General features: G+C 41.2%; 17 protein-coding genes. 10 read left to right on the forward strand and 7 right to left on the reverse strand.

Annotation, left to right across the window (positions count from 1 at the left end; all coding sequences use genetic code 11):
• Positions 1 to 33 precede the first annotated feature (33 nt).
• The 4 genes from H5125_RS16910 to H5125_RS16925 all read left to right on the forward strand — a co-directional run bounded on the left by H5125_RS16910 (position 34) and on the right by H5125_RS16925 (position 2,967).
• Positions 34 to 357 carry a CC0125/CC1285 family lipoprotein gene (locus tag H5125_RS16910; protein ID WP_162022201.1) on the forward strand — a complete coding sequence of 108 codons (324 nt, stop codon included), beginning with the start codon at positions 34 to 36 and terminating at the stop codon, positions 355 to 357.
• A gap of 53 nt (positions 358 to 410) precedes the next feature.
• Positions 411 to 1,703 carry a kelch repeat-containing protein gene (locus tag H5125_RS16915; protein ID WP_254439855.1) on the forward strand — a complete coding sequence of 431 codons (1,293 nt, stop codon included), beginning with the start codon at positions 411 to 413 and terminating at the stop codon, positions 1,701 to 1,703.
• A 115-nt stretch (positions 1,704 to 1,818) separates the two neighbouring features.
• Positions 1,819 to 2,331, forward strand: coding sequence for a hemerythrin domain-containing protein (locus H5125_RS16920; protein WP_162022200.1), 513 nt, complete (start codon positions 1,819 to 1,821; stop codon positions 2,329 to 2,331).
• A gap of 120 nt (positions 2,332 to 2,451) precedes the next feature.
• Positions 2,452 to 2,967, forward strand: coding sequence for a helix-turn-helix domain-containing protein (locus H5125_RS16925; RefSeq protein ID WP_162022199.1), 516 nt, complete (start codon positions 2,452 to 2,454; stop codon positions 2,965 to 2,967).
• Here the strand turns inward: H5125_RS16925 and H5125_RS16930 are convergent.
• The 6 genes from H5125_RS16930 to lptM form a co-directional block, all read right to left on the reverse strand.
• Positions 2,947 to 3,687 carry an HAD-IA family hydrolase gene (locus H5125_RS16930; protein ID WP_182744822.1) on the reverse strand — a complete coding sequence of 247 codons (741 nt, stop codon included), beginning with the start codon at positions 3,685 to 3,687 and terminating at the stop codon, positions 2,947 to 2,949. The genes H5125_RS16925 and H5125_RS16930 overlap by 21 nt on opposite strands.
• The gene (xerC, locus tag H5125_RS16935) at positions 3,687 to 4,586 is read right to left on the reverse strand and encodes a tyrosine recombinase XerC (RefSeq protein ID WP_162022197.1); all 900 of its coding nucleotides are present in this window, start codon (positions 4,584 to 4,586) and stop codon (positions 3,687 to 3,689) included. Before xerC ends, H5125_RS16930 begins: the two co-directional genes overlap by 1 nt.
• Before the next feature lie 135 nt (positions 4,587 to 4,721).
• Complete coding sequence (locus H5125_RS16940; RefSeq protein ID WP_174839667.1) at positions 4,722 to 5,348, reverse strand: DUF484 family protein; 627 nt, start codon at positions 5,346 to 5,348, stop codon at positions 4,722 to 4,724.
• A gap of 110 nt (positions 5,349 to 5,458) precedes the next feature.
• A complete protein-coding gene (dapF, locus tag H5125_RS16945; protein ID WP_059747101.1) occupies positions 5,459 to 6,286 on the reverse strand; it encodes a diaminopimelate epimerase in 828 nt (275 codons plus the stop codon).
• Between the two features lie 40 nt (positions 6,287 to 6,326).
• Positions 6,327 to 7,571 carry a diaminopimelate decarboxylase gene (gene lysA, locus H5125_RS16950; protein ID WP_182744823.1) on the reverse strand — a complete coding sequence of 415 codons (1,245 nt, stop codon included), beginning with the start codon at positions 7,569 to 7,571 and terminating at the stop codon, positions 6,327 to 6,329.
• A gap of 20 nt (positions 7,572 to 7,591) precedes the next feature.
• Positions 7,592 to 7,786, reverse strand: a complete 195-nt coding sequence (lptM, locus tag H5125_RS22475; protein WP_101086281.1) for an LPS translocon maturation chaperone LptM — start codon at positions 7,784 to 7,786, stop codon at positions 7,592 to 7,594.
• A gap of 67 nt (positions 7,787 to 7,853) precedes the next feature.
• Here lptM and cyaY point away from each other — a divergent pair, with 67 nt between their 5' ends.
• Positions 7,854 to 8,189, forward strand: a complete 336-nt coding sequence (cyaY, locus tag H5125_RS16955; RefSeq protein ID WP_101086282.1) for an iron donor protein CyaY — start codon at positions 7,854 to 7,856, stop codon at positions 8,187 to 8,189.
• A 70-nt stretch (positions 8,190 to 8,259) separates the two neighbouring features.
• On the opposite strand, the gene H5125_RS16960 is transcribed toward cyaY, so the two are convergent.
• Positions 8,260 to 10,719 carry a class I adenylate cyclase gene (locus H5125_RS16960; protein WP_182744824.1) on the reverse strand — a complete coding sequence of 820 codons (2,460 nt, stop codon included), beginning with the start codon at positions 10,717 to 10,719 and terminating at the stop codon, positions 8,260 to 8,262.
• Between the two features lie 271 nt (positions 10,720 to 10,990).
• Between H5125_RS16960 and hemC the strand changes: the two genes are divergently transcribed.
• From hemC to H5125_RS16985, 5 genes are all read left to right on the forward strand, one after another.
• The gene (gene hemC, locus H5125_RS16965) at positions 10,991 to 11,920 is read left to right on the forward strand and encodes a hydroxymethylbilane synthase (RefSeq protein WP_162022194.1); all 930 of its coding nucleotides are present in this window, start codon (positions 10,991 to 10,993) and stop codon (positions 11,918 to 11,920) included.
• Between the two features lie 25 nt (positions 11,921 to 11,945).
• Complete coding sequence (locus H5125_RS16970) at positions 11,946 to 12,665, forward strand: uroporphyrinogen-III synthase (protein WP_182744825.1); 720 nt, start codon at positions 11,946 to 11,948, stop codon at positions 12,663 to 12,665.
• A gap of 85 nt (positions 12,666 to 12,750) precedes the next feature.
• Positions 12,751 to 14,001: a uroporphyrinogen-III C-methyltransferase gene (locus tag H5125_RS16975; RefSeq protein ID WP_182744826.1), complete on the forward strand. Its 1,251-nt coding sequence runs from the start codon at positions 12,751 to 12,753 to the stop codon at positions 13,999 to 14,001.
• Positions 13,998 to 15,167 carry a heme biosynthesis HemY N-terminal domain-containing protein gene (locus H5125_RS16980; RefSeq protein WP_182744827.1) on the forward strand — a complete coding sequence of 390 codons (1,170 nt, stop codon included), beginning with the start codon at positions 13,998 to 14,000 and terminating at the stop codon, positions 15,165 to 15,167. Before H5125_RS16975 ends, H5125_RS16980 begins: the two co-directional genes overlap by 4 nt.
• 376 nt (positions 15,168 to 15,543) lie before the next feature.
• Positions 15,544 to 17,993 (forward strand): retention module-containing protein (locus H5125_RS16985; RefSeq protein WP_182744828.1); only part of this gene is annotated, 2,450 nt, incomplete at its 3' end.

The raw sequence follows: 17,993 nt of genomic DNA on the forward strand, positions 1-17,993 counted from the left end.
TCGCTATGAATTTTTACCTAAAAGGTTATGGACATGTATAAACTTGGCGCCATTGTCGCGGTATTACTCGTTACGCTAGTGGGCGGTTGTGTAAATACAACACCTAGAGTCAAATATACTCAAGCAGATGGCTATCGCTATATTGAGCATAAAATAACTGACAATTATTTTATGCTCAATATTATCAGTAAAAATAAAACCAATATCGATGCTTACGCATTAACACAAGCATCAATGTTAACTGAGCAACAAGGTTACGATTGGTTTATTATTGTCGAACAAAGCGGGCTAATAACCACGCCATCGCGCGTTGAAAAGGTCATCGAAATACGCATGGGCACAGGAGTAAAACCATAAATTGGTTTACACTCTATTGCTATCCATAAAGCACATAAAGGATTTCACACACAATGTCTCGCCTAATCGAGCAACTCTCTTTGCGCATTCGTATCTCCGTTAAACGACCAAAATCGACTAACCACAATATCGCTATGATTAACTCAACATTGGGTAGGTTAGCAGGATCATTAATAGGATTAATAGTTGTTGCTACACCAGCTTATGCAGCAGCAACCGATATAACACCATTGCCACAAGCGGTAACCAACAACGCAATAGCGTTGGTGCAAAGCGATAAACACACTTACTTGTTGAGCTTTATGGGGCTAGGTAAAGCTAAAGATTATCAAGCTGTACATAACAAGGCATGGGCACTAAATTTAAACACCCCTAATGCCCAATGGCAAACTATTAAGCCGGTACCTCATATTGCGCCTTTAGCGGGCAGGCTGGCATCGATTGCGATTGGCATTAACGATAAGGCGTATGTGTTTGGCGGTTATACCGTGGCCGACAATCATGACGAAATTAGCACAATTGATAATTACCAATACTCGATTAAGACCAATCAATATACTCGTATTGCCGACATGCCAGTGGCTGTTGATGACACCACTGCAGTAGCATATCAACAGCGTTACATCTATTTATTTGGCGGCTGGCACAACGACGGCAACGTCAATTTAGTCCAAGTGTATGACACCCAGACCAACACTTGGGCTCAAGCGAGCCCAATACCAGCACCGGCTGTATTTGGTCAAGCAGTAGGAATGGTAGGCCATCAGCTGGTGTTATGCGACGGCGTAAAAGTACAAGCTAATATCAACGCGCGCCGCAGTTACCAAGCATCACCCGTGTGTTTGTATGGTGAGGTCAATCCAGATAATCATTTGCGAATTGATTGGCAATTACTGCCGCATTACTCTGTCGCGGCTAATATCAACGTAAGTAAATCTACAATAACTGAATCAAACGTCAGCCCATCAATAGCAAACACAGCTGAATCAAACACAGCCAAACCAAACGCAGCTGCTACTGCACATTACCGCATGGCAGCTACCGGGATTAAAACAACAACTGGTGGCCAAATTGTATTTTTAGGCGGAAGTGATAATCCGTACAACTATTCAGGTATTGGTTATAACGGTGAACCTAGCGAACCAAACGCCTATGGTTATCGATTCGACCTAGCTACTAAGCAATGGCTCACACTGCAGACACTATCGCAGCCAAGCATGGATCACCGAGGGTTAGTGTGTTGGCAAGGTAGCTTATTAAGAGTCGGCGGTATGCTACAGCAACAAAAAGTCAGTTCAAAAGTACTGCTAAGCACTTTGGCGCAAGGCGAGTCTTGTACTCAATAACGTATCAATTTTCAATTAATGTGTGAGTTAGCTAACAGATTAGTGGTGAATAAATTGAGCATTGTTAAAGATGCACATAAAATACATGTAAATTGTGTGCACCTTTGGAATTGCCATGTTAACCGAACAAGCAGCACCCGCATTACAGCACTTATCATTAATTGATTTGATAGATCATATTGAAGCGACGCATCATCAATACATTCGTGAAACCGCCCCATTATTAGTGGAATACACAGATAAAATGGTTCGCGCACATGGTGATGATCACAGCGAAATAAAGCCTCTGGCACATGCGGTTAATGAGTTAATTGCCGAATTAATGCCGCATTTAATGAAAGAAGAACGCATTTTATTTCCGGCGATTAAATCGATCAGCTTAGGCAAAACTGTTGATGGATGCTTTGGTCATATTAGTAATCCTATCAACATGATGTTGCATGAACACGATAACGCAGACCACATGTTGCAAACCATTCGAAACTTAACCAATAACTACACGCCACCTGCAGGTGTTTGCCATACGTGGCAAGCGTGTTATCGCACCTTGGCTGAATTTGATGCCGATTTGCAAATCCATATAGAGATTGAAAACACTTTATTATTCCCAAAAGCTTTAGCACTATAATCCTCCTAGGTTCCCCATTTTGAAGCAACTTCGAGATCATCCTTACGGATTTGCTTCCTTTTTTTTGCGAAACTTCATACAGTACATAATGAGTTTACCGTACTTCAATATGGAGCCTAAATGTCACCTCATCATTACCCAACCTTTGCCCTAGACGACATAGCAAACTTACATGAATCTGCCCAAGTTGAATTTAAGTTAGCAGGTGGAAGAGATGGTAATGGAATGTTGCCCGAAGGCATGTGGGAAAGCTATAGTGCTTTTGCCAACACCTTAGGTGGGGAAATTATTTTAGGGGTAAAAGAACAGCAAGGTGAGTTTACGATTGAGGGCATTATTAATCCGATGCCAATGCTCAGTGAAGTTTGGGCCATTTTACATGACCCGAAAAAAATCAGTCACAATATTTTAGCGCCTACCGACGTACAAATAATCGAAATTATGGCTAAAAAGCTGATCAGAATTCATGTGCCCTGTGTCGACGTAAAACTCCGACCTATTTATGTTGGCACCGATCCTTACAGTGGTACCTATTTTCGAGTTGGCGATGCCGATATGCATGCGAGCCGTGAGCAAGTTGAACAAATGAGCCTAAAAGCCGGAATCGATCTCAAGCTAAAGCAACTGAAGCAGTAAATCCAATTGGTTAATCTCGATATGCGGTAATACCGGTTGCGCCTTTTTATGCCGTTGCTGCATACAGGGGTTTAGCCACACACTTTGACACCCCGCCATTTTAGCTCCAGCAATGTCAGACAACGGATGATCGCCCACATGCAATAACGCCGACGGCTTAATATCTAATTGACGACAAGCAAGGCTAAACATGTCGGCGGCAGGTTTCATTTTAACCCCATGGCCAGGATGTAGCACAAACTGCATCACCTTACCTAACCCAATGCGCTGGGTGTCGACATTACCATTAGTGATGCCGATTAGTGGGTACCGTTGGCTTAGACGTTCTAGTAATCCCAGCACGTTATCATCAATAGTAAAATCACTGCGATGATGATGAAAGCATGTCATGCCATCTTGTGCACCTTGGCTGGCTTCAGTCTCACTATAACCAAAGTGCAAAAGACCTTGATGCAACATGGCATAGCGTGCTGCACTGGTATCATGAGCTAACTCTGGATGTAGTTTGAACAGTGCATGTTTGAGTTGCTGCCATTGAGCGGTATCCCATGCAGTGGTGGCAGGATAGGCTTGATTAATTAACGAGAACAGCTGCTCACTGGCATGTATTACATAAGGAAGATTATTGTAAAGTGTATCGTCTAAATCAAAACTAATCGCGCTAAAAGGTTGTAGGCGCTGATATTGGATCATCGAAGCTTTAGGCAATTGCAAAGTCATTATTTCCCCCTGTCTTTTTTCGCTCTTGGATGCGCGTTATCGTACACTTTAGCAAGGTGTTGAAAATCTAAACTGGTGTAAATTTGTGTAGTCGATAAGTTCGCATGACCAAGTAATTCTTGTACTGCACGTAAATCTTGGCTTGATTCAAGCATATGGGTTGCAAACGAATGACGCAACTTATGTGGGTGAACTTTTACCGCCATGGCCTGTTCTTGGCCCCACTTAGCCATGCGCGCTTGAATACTGCGATGTGACAATCGTTTACCTTGGCTGCTAACAAATAACGCATCACCAGCTTCTGCACAAGGTAACTGGTTACGGCAATCCAACCACGTTTTGATCGCGGTTAATGCCACTTGGCCAATGGGCACAACACGCTGTTTACTGCCCTTACCCATCACTTTAACTTCGCTTTGATCAAACTTAATGTCAACGCAATCTAAGCTGGCTAACTCCGCTAAACGTAAGCCACTTGAATAAAATAATTCCATAATGGCTTTATCACGCAAGCTCAAAGGATCATCACCTTCTATGGACAATAAATGGCTGACAGCATCCACATCCATATTTTTCGGTAAGGGTTTATTTTGTTTAGGTGCGCTTAACGTCTGTGCCGGGTTTACGGTGACAGCATCTTCGCGCAGCAAAAAATCAAAAAATTGTTTTAAGGCAGATAAACACAAAGATAATGAACGGGGACTCAGCCCTTTACGGTGTAATGTAGCCAGTACTGCTTGCAGCTGATCACGGCTAACGTCAATCAGCTGAGTTGATTCAGCTAACATGTCTTCGACACGACGTAATTCAAACAGGTAGTTGCGTACGGTATAAGCAGAGAGCTGTCTTTCTGAAGACAAATGTTGGCTAAATATCGCTTGCCAGTCAGTTGGCTTCATCAAGATACTCCCAGATTGTAACGACTAAGACCGCCGTCATTTGAGCCTATTTCATCGCTCAAGAATACTCGTTTAAAACAGTTACAAACGATTGACGTAATCCGTGTATTCTCAACAATACTCTTAGCTTAACGATTACATTTTCGGCAACATATGATCTAATAAACGACGCAACTGACTGAATAACAATGAGTCCATATCAGGATGGAAATGCGTTGGGTCTTTACTGGCTATAGCAAATATCACTTGGCCATTTTCATCAGATAATTTAGTTAATGCCACAGAACCAACTTCACTACCAAACAAACGTTTGGATTCTGATTGAGTTAACCGGCCAAAATAATAACCACTTTGAACCCGATGACGCCAAATTTTAGCTAATTCGCTATCGATATCGTGCACAGTAATTAATCTGACATGACTAAAGCCAAACTCGTTTTTTAATCCTTCTGACAACACTAAACGCAGCTCACCCAAATCTTGGCTCGCAAGCATTTTAAACGACAACTCAGTATTATATTTGAATATTCTCTCATTATGAGTGGCGATATTCATTAACGAGGTAATTTCTTCTTCTAGCTGGCTAACACGTTGACGCAACAATTCTTGTCGACGTTCAACTAATGATACCGCGCCACGTTCCGCATGCGGTACACGCATGGCCACTAATAACTCAGGATAACGATTAAAAAAGTCAGGATTATCCAATAAGTATTCGCGGATCAACATTTCATCAAACGGAGCTTGTTGTAGGCTAGCCATCATGTCGATGCCAAGATCTTGTCCAATTGAATTAATATCTTTTGCTTGTTCGCTGCTAACCGTATTGTCAGCGGCTACATTAGTCACACTGTCTTTTAAGGTAATGTCACTCATAGTTGTATTTGTCCATCATATACATGTTCTGCCGGTCCGGTCATCCATAACGGCTTACCCTCGCCTTCCCAATTTATGATTAAGCTACCACCTGGTAAATCGACTCTCACCTGTTTATCGAGCTTATCTTGCAATTGCCCAACCGCTGCCGCGGCACATGCTCCTGTACCGCATGCTAAGGTTTCTGCGGCGCCGCGCTCATACACACGTAACTTAATGTGCCCAGGATTAATCACTTGCATAAAGCCAACATTCACGCCTTTAGGAAAGCGCTCATGACGAGTCAAGCTACTGCCAATTTCATCTACGTTAACGGCTTGTACGTCTTCCACTTCAATCACACAATGTGGATTACCCATTGAAATGGCACCGCATAAATAAGTTTGCATCGGCGTTTGCAATAAATAGGTTTTTTCGCTTTTTTTAGCTTTAAATGGAATTTGGCTTGGCTCGATAACGGGAACGCCCATATTAACGGTCACGTTACCATCGCGTTCAATGCGTAAAGTTATTTTACCCGAATTAGTGCTCACGCGAATTTTATTCTTTTGCGTTAAACCTTTATTGCGAACAAAACGAGCAAAACAGCGAGCACCATTGCCACACTGTTCAACTTCACTGCCATCGGCATTAAAAATACGATAATGGAAATCTAAATCTGGATCATAAGGCGGCTCAACCAACAAAAGTTGATCAAAACCAATCCCAAAATTCCGATCGGCAAGACGGCGAATTTGTTCAGGCGAAAAAAACACATTTTGTGTTACGCCATCAACGACCATAAAGTCATTACCCAGTCCGTGCATCTTAGTGAAATGGATCACAAAAGTTTCCTTATAAAACGTTATGCCGCTAGCTTACTGCCTATGGCAATAAATGTTCGCCTTGCCAAAGTTGCTCTAGCGTTTCACGCTGACGAACAACAAAATCATTACCACCATCAACCATAATTTCAGCCACTCTTGGGCGAGAATTATAATTTGAGGCCATCGCAAAACCGTAAGCGCCACTTGAGCGTATCGCTAATAAGTCGCCTGATTTAACCGCTAACTGTCTGTCTTTACCCAGAAAGTCACCCGTTTCGCATACTGGACCTACAATATCATAAGCAAAGGTTGGCGCGTCATTTTGTTGTACCGGAATAATATTTTGCCATGCGCTATACAGCGATGGGCGAATAAGATCATTCATTGCACCATCAACAATGGCAAAACGCTTATCACTATTTTCTTTCAGATAAAGCACTTGAGTGACGAAAATCCCTGCATTGGCAGCAATGGCACGACCTGGTTCAAAAATTAACTTCAATTTACGGCCATTTAAGCGATCAAGTAATGCTGCAGCATATACGTCTGGATGTGGCGGGGTTTCATTGTTGTATGTCACACCTAATCCACCACCCACATCAAAATGTTCAATTTGAATGCCTAACTCGCCTAAGCGATCGATCAATGCAAGCATACGGTCCATTGCATCTAAGAATGGCTTTATTTCGGTGAGCTGTGAACCAATATGGCAATCCACACCTTTAACATGTAAATGGGTTAATTCTGCTGCGCGGGCAAACACCACTTCGGCTTCTTCCATGGCAATGCCAAATTTATTTTCTTTAAGACCGGTCGAAATATATGGATGAGTACCCGCATCAACATCTGGATTAATCCGCAGTGAAACAGGTGCCACTTTATCTAAGCGCCTCGCGACGTCATTAAGTTGTTCAAGTTCGGCACTCGACTCGACATTAAAACAGTAAATGCCAATATTCAGGGCTTGTTCCATTTCAGCAACGGTTTTGCCCACACCAGAGAAAACCACTTTTTTAGGATCGCCGCCAGCTTGCAGCACACGCGAGAGTTCACCGCCAGAGACAATATCAAAACCACTGCCTAAGCGAGCCAATACATTTAATACCGCAAGGTTTGAATTCGCCTTCACTGCATAACAAATAAGATGCGGATGGTCAGCAACGGCATTATTAAAAGCATGCCAATGGCGCTCTAATGTGGCACGAGAATAAATGTACAACGGCGTACCGTGAGTGTTGGCCAGTTTTGCTACATCGCAGTCTTCTGCGAATAGTGAATTATTTTGATATGAAAAGTAATCCAAAATGCGGTCCCTTATAAATGCTATTCTTGTTGTGAAGTTGAAGGTTGAGAGTCGAGTTCCTCAGTTTGCTTTAGCACATCAGTGCTAGCAGGTTTTGGGGCGACTTTATTGGCCACCGGCTCGGGAGTTTTGTATAAAACGCCTTTTTGACCACATGCGGTTACGAATAGGCTAGCAAGCATAATAAATAAAAGCAGTCTCATTTTTTTCAACATCTGTGCATCTAGTGAATAATGGTCTTATAATCGCATTCATAACGCAGAAAGCAAAGGATAGAAATACATGGCTATTACAGATACTGAGTTTCATCGATTAGCCGATGAAATGTTTGGCGAAATAGAGAACGCGGTAGAAAAAGCGATTGACGAGCAAGATGCCGATGTTGATATCAACGCCAGTGGCAATGTTTTACAGCTGGCTTTTGAAGACAGTTCGCAAATCGTCATCAATAAACAAGAGCCTCTTCATGAAATTTGGCTGGCGACAAAATCAGGTGGTTATCACTTTAATTACAAAGATGGTAAATGGTTAGATACCCGTAATGGCTTGGAATTTATGTCTTTTGTGATTGATGCCATCAATAAACAAAGTGGCATTTTGCTCGAGATAAACGCATAAACCTCGTAAGAACTTAGTGTGTGATAGCACTAAGTGAGTCATTTAATTGTCATTGAGATTGGGCTTTTGCTTAAAATGCTGAGCCCATCTCATCTACTGACAAACCAAAAGGTATTACCGTTAACTTGCCTTCAATATCCACAAGCTGAAAAAACTGCGGCATATTAAACACAGGGGATCGTTGCTTTTGCTCGTCGAATACATATAAATGACTTTCTTTGGCAACAAAATCATTAATACTAGTGTGTTGGTATTGTAAATGTTCAAGCTGATTATGCTCGTCTGCAATGAACACATCGAGCGTTTGAAGACGTTCGCGTAAAAAATACTGCTTCGCCCCCATGGCGATGAACTTTTGGATCACCGATGGCGCATTCAAATGGGAATGGTCAGCTAAATCAGCATACGGCAACACAGACGAATTAAGATTTTCTGTACCTGTTGTGGAATCAATTTTACGATACATCATACCTAATGAATTGAAATGCATACTATAATGTTGATCGCCTATCGTTATCAGATGCATCAATGTATTTGTCTGATTGACCTTTTTCATTAAACCATAACAACGTAACAGTAAGGTTTTAAGTTGATTAAAAATCGGTTGTTTTAATTTTGCCGAGCAGCTAATAATTGATAAATCAACTTGCTCATTTGAACGTTTTAGTCCCAAAATAATAAATGAAATCGCTTCGAGCAATGCGGTTTTCCCATTAAAACGATGACTCTGCCACTCACCCCAACTGTTTAAACAAACAACCGCCACCGATGACAACATACTGATTTTTGTCTGGCCGAAGGATAGAATATTGGCATTAACATGTTCCAACATCAGTTCTTGTTCATTCAATTGAGTGGTCGGATCTTTATCCATATTGGTAATCAACACAATTTTTTTATAGCACCATGGTTCGCATAAATCACGCTTATAGACCGTTGGTACATTGTGCATAACAGGGATAAGTTTACGCGTTAGGTAACTTAATTTATCAGTCCGTCTTTTACCTCGTCCAACTTGAAACCATTTAGTCTCTACCGTTGCGAGTCCATTCAACACTGACCAGGCAACTAAACTGCATATATTATCCGCATCGTGAATGGGATGATTATCGAACTCATTTCCTTGATTGTGCACAACAGCTTGAGACGGATCCTGTTCAATATAAGCTTGACGATATAAATAAAAACGTGATGCTTGCTTGCAATGAAAGATAGTCAACGATTTTTCAGCAGTCGATAAACTCCACAAGCGGTTCAGAGGCTGTAATAAATGTTCATCCTCACTAAAATAAGTGTGTAATTTACGCGCCAACAAGCCTAATTCTTCAACCCGCATACGTTCGCTTAGCGTTTGTTTTGAAGCAAATTTTAATAGATTCTTATAACTGACTAATAACAGTTCACTAAGTTGCTGATTGAACCATTTTAACTGACCTGCATGCCAATGAGGGCTATTATCCAATGTGGCCACCAACTCATGACTCCATGTCCACTGTTTAACCAAAGAGCTAATTTTTTCTACCCGCCAGTCCGCTGCACTATGATGTGATAAACACGATAACGTGACACCCGATTTTAAGTAAAAACAACGCCTGACAATTTCTAAACGATTGTCATCACCTTGAGCAATCAAGTAGGCTTCAATACGCTGATAAAGCAGTAAGTAAGCATCGTTATCAACACTAAAATCTTGTTGTTCACAATATTGCCAAAGTTGTTGGGTAATCAGTGTTGTATGGGGGTATTCCGAGGCATAAGTTTCCAGCAACAACACTTTTAATAATGCTTTATGAGGCTTATTAAGCCCCTTATACAGTTGCCATAATGAGGCGCCAAAATATTCTGCCGCTGGCAAAGAATTGATATCGCCAAGATAAAGTAAATTGACATCAGACTCTGTATTTTGACTGTCGGCATCGGGCCACCAAGCAACAACTTTACCTGTGAGCCGAATGTGAGAACGGTAAAACTCTTCTAATAATAGCCAGTGCTGACTACTGCCACTATGTTCTAATCCTACTGGCTGACAATTATCAAATGCGCTGCATTCTCTAAATTGCATCGGATGCACCAGATAAAAGTTCACTTCAAACTCAAAACCTGCAAACCAGTCACTGATGAGTTTATTCTTATATTCAATTAATTTAAGCTGCTCTTGAGTCAATTGACTATTGTAAACCAGCCATATATCGACATCACTTTGTGGGTTCTGCCCAAAACTAGCGGTGCTTCCCATGGCATATACGCCTTCAAAAACACAATCACTTGTCTGGTTCGTCTCAGGAATAGATAAAGATAAGAAATCACATGCTGAAATTATCGCATCTGATAAAATAAAACCGTGGACACCACACGGTGTGTCAGGATCAATAATACCGGGAACATCAATTTGATTATGGTGTATTAGGAAGGGAATAAGATGAAATAAATGTTGCTGCAAATTAGTAAGTACATTAAGTGCTCGAGCTAATCTGGTGCAATTTAGTTTTTCAGCTAAATCCTTTTGATAATGTGCCGTTTTATCGGTCAAGGCTGACTTCCTTTTTCTTTCTCTAATGCAATTATCTGGTAACTACTCATTTAAAAGACTAACCGTTAATGGCCATTATTGCCAATCAAGATCACACTTTTGCTTAAATAGTGATCGTCGCAACATTTGTTTTTGTTTAACTCGTCACTAACAAACAATAGTAATCAAAAATAAGCCCTACACACTTCAAACAATTACCATCGATTTGTTACATCAAAGCTTGAGCGATGATAGCATTACCTTAATGAGGCTATCTGATGGATCTACTACCATGTCTGAAAATATAATTCGTATCGCAACACGTAAAAGTCCACTTGCAATGTGGCAAGCTGAATTTGTTAAAGCTGAGCTTGAGCGTATTCATCCTGGACTAACCGTTGAGTTATTACCAATGAGTACTAAAGGTGATGTCATTTTAGATACTCCTTTAGCTAAAATCGGTGGCAAAGGCCTGTTTGTTAAAGAGCTGGAAGTTGCCATGCTTGAAAATCGTGCCGATATTGCAGTGCACTCCATGAAAGACTTACCGGTAGAGTTTCCAGAAGGTTTAGGTTTACAAGTTATATGTGAACGTGAAGACCCGCGTGATGCATTTGTGTCTAACAGTTATAAATCTATCAGCGAATTGCCACAAGGCGCGGTGGTAGGTACATCCAGTTTACGCCGTCAGTGCCAAATTAGAGCTGCTCGTCCTGATTTAGTTATCAAAGATTTACGCGGAAATGTCGGTACCCGTTTAGCCAAGCTAGACAGCGGTGATTATGATGCAATTATTCTAGCAGCCGCCGGATTAATTCGTTTAAAGCTAAAGGAACGTATCGCTAACTTTATTTCTGCCGAAGAATCACTGCCTGCTAATGGCCAAGGTGCCGTAGGAATTGAGTGCCGTACTGATGATGTGCGCGTTAAAACGTTATTAGCACCACTTGAACATTTGGAAACCCGTTATAGAGTACTTGCTGAGAGAGCAATGAATACTCGTTTAGAAGGCGGATGCCAAGTCCCTATCGGTGCTTTTGCTGAAATAAACGGTGATAACTTAACTCTACGAGGTTTAGTTGGTAATCCTGATGGCAGCCAAATAATTGTAGGTACTGTCTCCGGCTCTAAAACCGATGCGGTTGCACTTGGGGAGTCACTTGCAGAGGATTTACTGAGTCGCGGTGCTAAAACTATTTTAGATGCCGTGTATGCCAGTTAATCTTGTGTCATCAAGATAACAGACCATGAAAGTCTTGTTAACGCGCCCACAAGGGCGCAATCAAGCAATGGAAGAGCAACTCTCGCAGCGAGACGTTGCTTATCTTGTTACTCCGCTATTATCGGTTGTAGAAACCACAGAACAACTCGATCCTACCCACTTAAATAACACTGACAACTTACTATTTATTAGCACTAATTCAGTGGACTTTGCTGCGCAAAAATTACAACAACAATTTCCGACTCATTGTCGTTATTTTGCAGTAGGTCAAGCTACGGCAGATAGCCTAGCTCAATACAATATCAATGCTTTTACCTCACCAGAACACAGTCAAGATAGCGAAGGATTATTGTCGCTAGCCCAATTACAAGATGTCGATAAACAATCATTTATCATTGTTCGGGGTTTAGGAGGACGAGAAACACTTGCGGAGCAGTTACGACTGCGAGGCGCCAATGTTAACTATTGGCAAGTCTATCAACGAGCCATACCAAAACTTGACGGTAAAGCGATAACTCAGCAGTGGGAATCGTTTGGAATTGACACCATCGTTGTCACCAGCGGTGAAATATTATCCAACTTAGTTGAGCTTGTACCAAAAGAATTATTTGCATGGCTACGTGCATGTCATATTATAGTCCCCAGTAATCGCGTCGAATTACAAGCAAAAGCAATGGGCTTAAGCCACATTACCAATGCAAATGGAGCAAATACTCAAGCTATACTAGCGAGTCTTGCGTTATAATTTGTTATTGTATTGTTATCTTGCATCGACACGCATTTATTAATATTGCTTTTATTGGTTGTATTTTTGCTTTCAAGGACTGTTCATGGAAAACAATAAAAAAGATCCAAACTCGCCAGCTCACAAGGATGAGAAAGTTATTTCTCCTGCACCAACTCCTGTAGAAAAGCCGACACAGACCAAAAAAGGCAATGCAACCAGCCAAAAATCTGCTGACAGCAAAACCAATAATAACCAGGCAAACTCCTCTGCTAATTCACCTGTAAATAATAGTCGACGCAAAGCGAAACCTAGTTCTTGGTGGATCCGTCTTGGAGTACTGTTCAGTTTACTCGTAGCAATAGTGGCTATTGCAGCTTGTTATTGGCTGTATTTGCAACTTGACCAACAAAGTAATGGCCAAACTCAGTTAGGGCAAAATATCTCTGAGCAAGTAACCCAAAATAAATCGTTAAAATATGAATTACAGCAAACGGCAATGGCAACGAATAAACGCATTGGCACGTTAGAGCAACAACAACTGAATGATACCAAAGCTTATGCGAAATTAGCCCAACTGCAGCAGTCGAATAAACAATTGCAAGAGCGTGTTGCGGTGATTGCACAGCGCAGCCCTAACCATTGGATGGCATCAGAAGCTGAATACCTTGTACGCATGGCGGGTAGAAAACTGTGGTTAGAAAACGATCCACAAACCGCTATTGGTTTATTACAATCGGCAGATGAACGCATTAGTGCGATGAAAGATCCTGCATTAACAGTATTACGCAAAGCGTTAGCAGATGACATCACCAAAGTTAAAGCATTAAAAACGACTGACATCACCAATACTATCTTTGACTTAGATACCCTTATTGATGGCTTAACACAATTACCATTAAATCGTGTTGATGAAAATTTTGCTGACAATAAAAGCACTCAACAAGTAACTGATTCAATTGATGACTGGCAACAGAATTTGGCCCGAACTTGGCACGATTTAACTGATGGTTTTATCACTATCCGTAAACGGACTACTGATCTAGAACCACTATTATCACCTGAGCAGCAATGGTATTTGGTCGAAAATATTCGCAACAAATTATTGCAAGCACAATTAGCATTGTACCGATTTGATCAACTAAATTATCAACAATCTATTTCATTAGCAGACAAGTGGTTACAACAGTATTTTGACTTAAGTGATCCAAAGACCAAAACAATGATTGCGTCTTTAGATAAGCTTGCCAAAGTTAACATCGAGAAGATTACCCTCAATAAATTTCAAGCATCGCCACTACTGCAGCAACTGGTTATCTATGGTGAAATTATGCCTACTGGGGAGCCTACGCAATGATTAAGACGCTAGTTTATGTTGTTCTCATTTTAATTGGACTGTGTCTTAGTCCACTCATTATTGGGCAAAGCGGTTACATTTACATCGCGATGGGTGACTATCAGATAGAAACCAGCTTAGTGACAGGTGTTGTTGGCTTAATTGTGTTTTATTTTGCGCTGCAATTACTCGAATGGTTTATCATCTTGTTATTAAATATCGTATTAAGTAGCCGATATCTTCCTGAGCAATGGCGAAGAAAAGCCGCTAAAAAACATACGTTAATCGGCGCTTTAGCGTTGGCAGAAGAAGATTGGTCAGCAGCAGAAAAAGCCATGGCAAAAGGGGCTGAAAAAGGTGAAATCCCAGTATTAAATCTATTTGCAGCAGCTAGAGCGGCACACTATCAAGGTGATATTACAGCTCGCGATCATTATTTAACTCAAGCTGAGAAAAACCCAATTGCAAAAACAGCGGTTTATACTTCGCGTACCCGTTATTTAATGAAACAAGGTGAACTGATTAAGGCCCGTGCAATATTAGATAAGCTGAACCCTACAAGCAAAAGTAGCTCCCCAGTGCTTAAATTGGCACAAGAATTATATCAACAACAACACGATTGGCAGGCATTGAAGTTGTTGTTACCAATTCTTAAAAAGCGTCAATTATTAGCTGAAACAGAGTTCAACCAATTAAATACTAAGACCAACAGTATTTTAATGATCAATGCAGCAAAAGTATCTGAAGCTGAGTTAACTAAATGTTGGCATTGGTTAAATAAGTCAGAACGTAAAGAGGATGAACTTATATTAGCTTATGCTCATGGACTTGTTCAGTATGGTCATAAAGATCAAGCGCTAAAGTTAATTAATAAACAACTCAATGCTTCGCCATCAGCAGCGTTATTTACAGCAATACCTGATTTAATTACCGCTCAAGATCAAGATATACGTAAATTACTCAGTAAATTAGAAACCACTCATGAAAATGATGCTGACTATCAAATGTGCCTTGCAAGACTAGCGATTCAGAGTCGGGATACTAAACAAGCCAAAATTCATTGGCAAAATGTATGTCGCATAGCACCAACCCATCAATCATGGCTGGCTTTAGCCCAAGCACAAGAACAGTTAGGCGAAAATTCGACAGCGGCTCATAGCTATCGCAATGCAGCTAATATTCTGTAAACAATAAGTATTATTTTTGTACACATCCAAAGCCTGCAATCTTGCAGGCTTTTTTGTCATCAATTTGTTCATTTTATGTTATATCTGCCGATATAATGGTGGTAGAGCTAATCCGTAATTGTGAACTTTTTATGACGGAGAAACGTGTGGTATCAGTTTATGCTCTATGGTATTTATCTATTTTATAACTCTATTTTCAATAATATATTTAACGTTGGTACAACGTCAAAAAATTGACTACTTTAGCAGCGGATGATATTATTAACTTATTGTGTCTAAATTAATTTTAATGTTAATACTAGTATTTAATTAAGCATATATTATGCATATTAATGTATTGGTATTATAAGTGTATTAAAGCTGTTGGGAGCTTCAAATGGGATCAATGACTACGTCAAAAAATGGAATACTTTCTGCTTCGGAAGGTTCAGTAACAATAACGATTAACAATGAAACTAAGGAACTACAACTCGGTCAAGTTGTGCCGACTGGTGCAATAGTTGCCAGCAGTAATAACCTTGGTTTCGTGATTACGTTTGATGACGGCACTATTTTTAATAGCGCTAACATTCCTAATGACGAATCGATTAATACATTAGCCGATAACATCGATGATACCGTGGTTGAACAAGTAGCAGATCAACAAGCTTTAGATGAAATCGAAGCTTTACAGGCATTGATTGCGTCTGGAGAAGACCCAACTGCAGATTTACCAGAAACCGCGGCTGGCACCCCAACGGCCAACCAAGGTGATTTTGGTTATGTTGCTGTAACAAGAGATGGTGATGAAACACTTGCGGATTCTGGCTACGACACAACCGGACAAGCTGCTGCCCCAACAGCAGTCATTCAAGAAGAAGCTCTTACTGAAAATGATTCCCCATCAGTATTATTAAATGACACTATTACAGTCGGCGAAGATCAAGTTGCTTCTGGCAATGTGTTAGCTAATGACACCGATGCCGACACAGATTTAAGCGTCGTGACATTTGAAGTTGACGGCCAGACCTATCCTGCAGGCACTGAAGTCACGCTTGAGGGTGGTGTGCTAATCATCAATGAAGATGGCTCTTATACCTTCACTCCGAATGAAAATTGGAACGGTACAGTTCCTGTTATTACTTACACCACCAATACTGGTATTACCGCTACATTAACTATTGAAATCACCCCAGTTGATGATGCGTCCGTTTTGGTCAACGATACCAATACTGTTGCTGAAGACAGTGTAGCAACGGGTAACGTATTAGATAACGACGGTGATGTTGATTCAGATTTAAGTGTGGTGACATTTGAAGTTGACGGCCAGACCTATCCTGCAGGCACTGAAGTCACGCTTGAGGGTGGTGTGCTAATCATCAATGAAGATGGCTCTTATACCTTCACTCCAAATGAAAATTGGAACGGTACAGTTCCTGTTATTACTTACACCACCAATACTGGTGTTACCGCTACATTAACTATTGAAATCACCCCAGTTGATGATGCGTCCGTTTTGGTCAACGACACCAATACTGTTGCTGAAGACAGTGTAGCAACGGGTAACGTATTAGATAACGACGGTGATGTTGATTCAGATTTAAGCGTGGTGACATTTGAAGTTGACGGCCAAACCTATACTGCCGGCACTGAAGTCACACTAGATGGCGGTGTACTGATCATCAATGAAGATGGCTCTTATACCTTCACCCCAAATGAAAACTGGAACGGTCAAGTTCCTGTCATTACTTACACGACTAACACTGGTGAAACAGCAACATTAACCATTGAAATCACCCCTGTTGAAGACCCTACGGTAACAGTTAATGATGTTGTCACTGTATCAGAGGACACACCCGCATCAGGCAATGTATTAGATAATGATAGCGATCCAGATTCAGATTTAAGCGTGGTAACATTTGAAGTTGACGGCCAAACCTATCCTGCCGGCACTGAAGTCACGCTTGAGGGCGGTGTGCTGATCATCAATGAAGATGGCTCTTATACCTTCACCCCAAATGAAAACTGGAACGGTACCGTTCCTGTTATTACTTACACTACTAACACTGGTGAAACAGCGACATTAACTATTAATGTAACTCCAGTCGCTGATGGCGCACCTACCGTTGTAATTAATACAGATCTTAATGATGACGGTTTTATTAGTAATGAAGAGCTGAATGGCGCTACAGAAATAAACGTTACTATCGGCCTGGACAACACTGGTGCTCAAGCCGGTGACACACTTATTGTTAATGGCATTGAAATAGTATTAACACAAGAAGATATTGATACTGGTAGCGTAAATCTCAATTTACCAGCTCCTGGTGAAGGTGAAGAAATTGAAGTTGTTGCTGTAGTCGTTGATTCTAATGGTAATACAACGCCTGAAGGAAGTGACTCTGCAATTTTAGATACCACACCACCGGTTATTACAGTCGATGCACCAGCTCTTACAAACGACACTACACCAACTATCACGGGTACGACTGACGCACCTGTAGGCAGTACTGTTACGTTAATTATTACTGATAGTGAAGGTAACGAACAGACCATTACAACGATAGTGAATCCTGATGGAACATATGAAGTCGATGTAGTTGACCCATTGTCAGAAGGAGACTATACCGTTGTCGCTGAAGTTACAGATCCTGCCGGTAATACAGCCACAGATAATGATAATGGGATTGTCGATATAACGTCACCTGCACCCATCGTTGAATTCAGCGGCATGGGCAGCGATGGTATCTTCAACAGCGATGAGATCGGCAGCGACGGTACTGTGACCGCGACCGTGACTCTCGCGACTGGCACTGAAGTTGGCGACACCTTGATTGTCACTGACGG

The organism is Shewanella sp. SR44-4 (assembly GCF_014163715.1).
In the GTDB taxonomy this organism is placed as follows: Bacteria; Pseudomonadota; Gammaproteobacteria; order Enterobacterales; family Shewanellaceae; genus Shewanella.

Coding starts and splice junctions, on each gene's coding strand:
- H5125_RS16980 (WP_182744827.1), top strand. CDS start 13,998: ATGATTAAGACGCTAGTTTATGTTGTTCTCATTTTAATTGGACTGTGT.
- H5125_RS16920 (WP_162022200.1), top strand. CDS start 1,819: ATGTTAACCGAACAAGCAGCACCCGCATTACAGCACTTATCATTAATT.
- H5125_RS16975 (WP_182744826.1), top strand. CDS start 12,751: ATGGAAAACAATAAAAAAGATCCAAACTCGCCAGCTCACAAGGATGAG.
- xerC (WP_162022197.1), bottom strand. CDS start 4,586: ATGAAGCCAACTGACTGGCAAGCGATATTTAGCCAACATTTGTCTTCA.
- H5125_RS16925 (WP_162022199.1), top strand. CDS start 2,452: ATGTCACCTCATCATTACCCAACCTTTGCCCTAGACGACATAGCAAAC.
- lptM (WP_101086281.1), bottom strand. CDS start 7,786: ATGTTGAAAAAAATGAGACTGCTTTTATTTATTATGCTTGCTAGCCTA.
- H5125_RS16910 (WP_162022201.1), top strand. CDS start 34: ATGTATAAACTTGGCGCCATTGTCGCGGTATTACTCGTTACGCTAGTG.
- cyaY (WP_101086282.1), top strand. CDS start 7,854: ATGGCTATTACAGATACTGAGTTTCATCGATTAGCCGATGAAATGTTT.
- H5125_RS16940 (WP_174839667.1), bottom strand. CDS start 5,348: ATGGCTAGCCTACAACAAGCTCCGTTTGATGAAATGTTGATCCGCGAA.
- H5125_RS16930 (WP_182744822.1), bottom strand. CDS start 3,687: ATGACTTTGCAATTGCCTAAAGCTTCGATGATCCAATATCAGCGCCTA.
- H5125_RS16970 (WP_182744825.1), top strand. CDS start 11,946: ATGAAAGTCTTGTTAACGCGCCCACAAGGGCGCAATCAAGCAATGGAA.
- hemC (WP_162022194.1), top strand. CDS start 10,991: ATGTCTGAAAATATAATTCGTATCGCAACACGTAAAAGTCCACTTGCA.
- H5125_RS16915 (WP_254439855.1), top strand. CDS start 411: ATGTCTCGCCTAATCGAGCAACTCTCTTTGCGCATTCGTATCTCCGTT.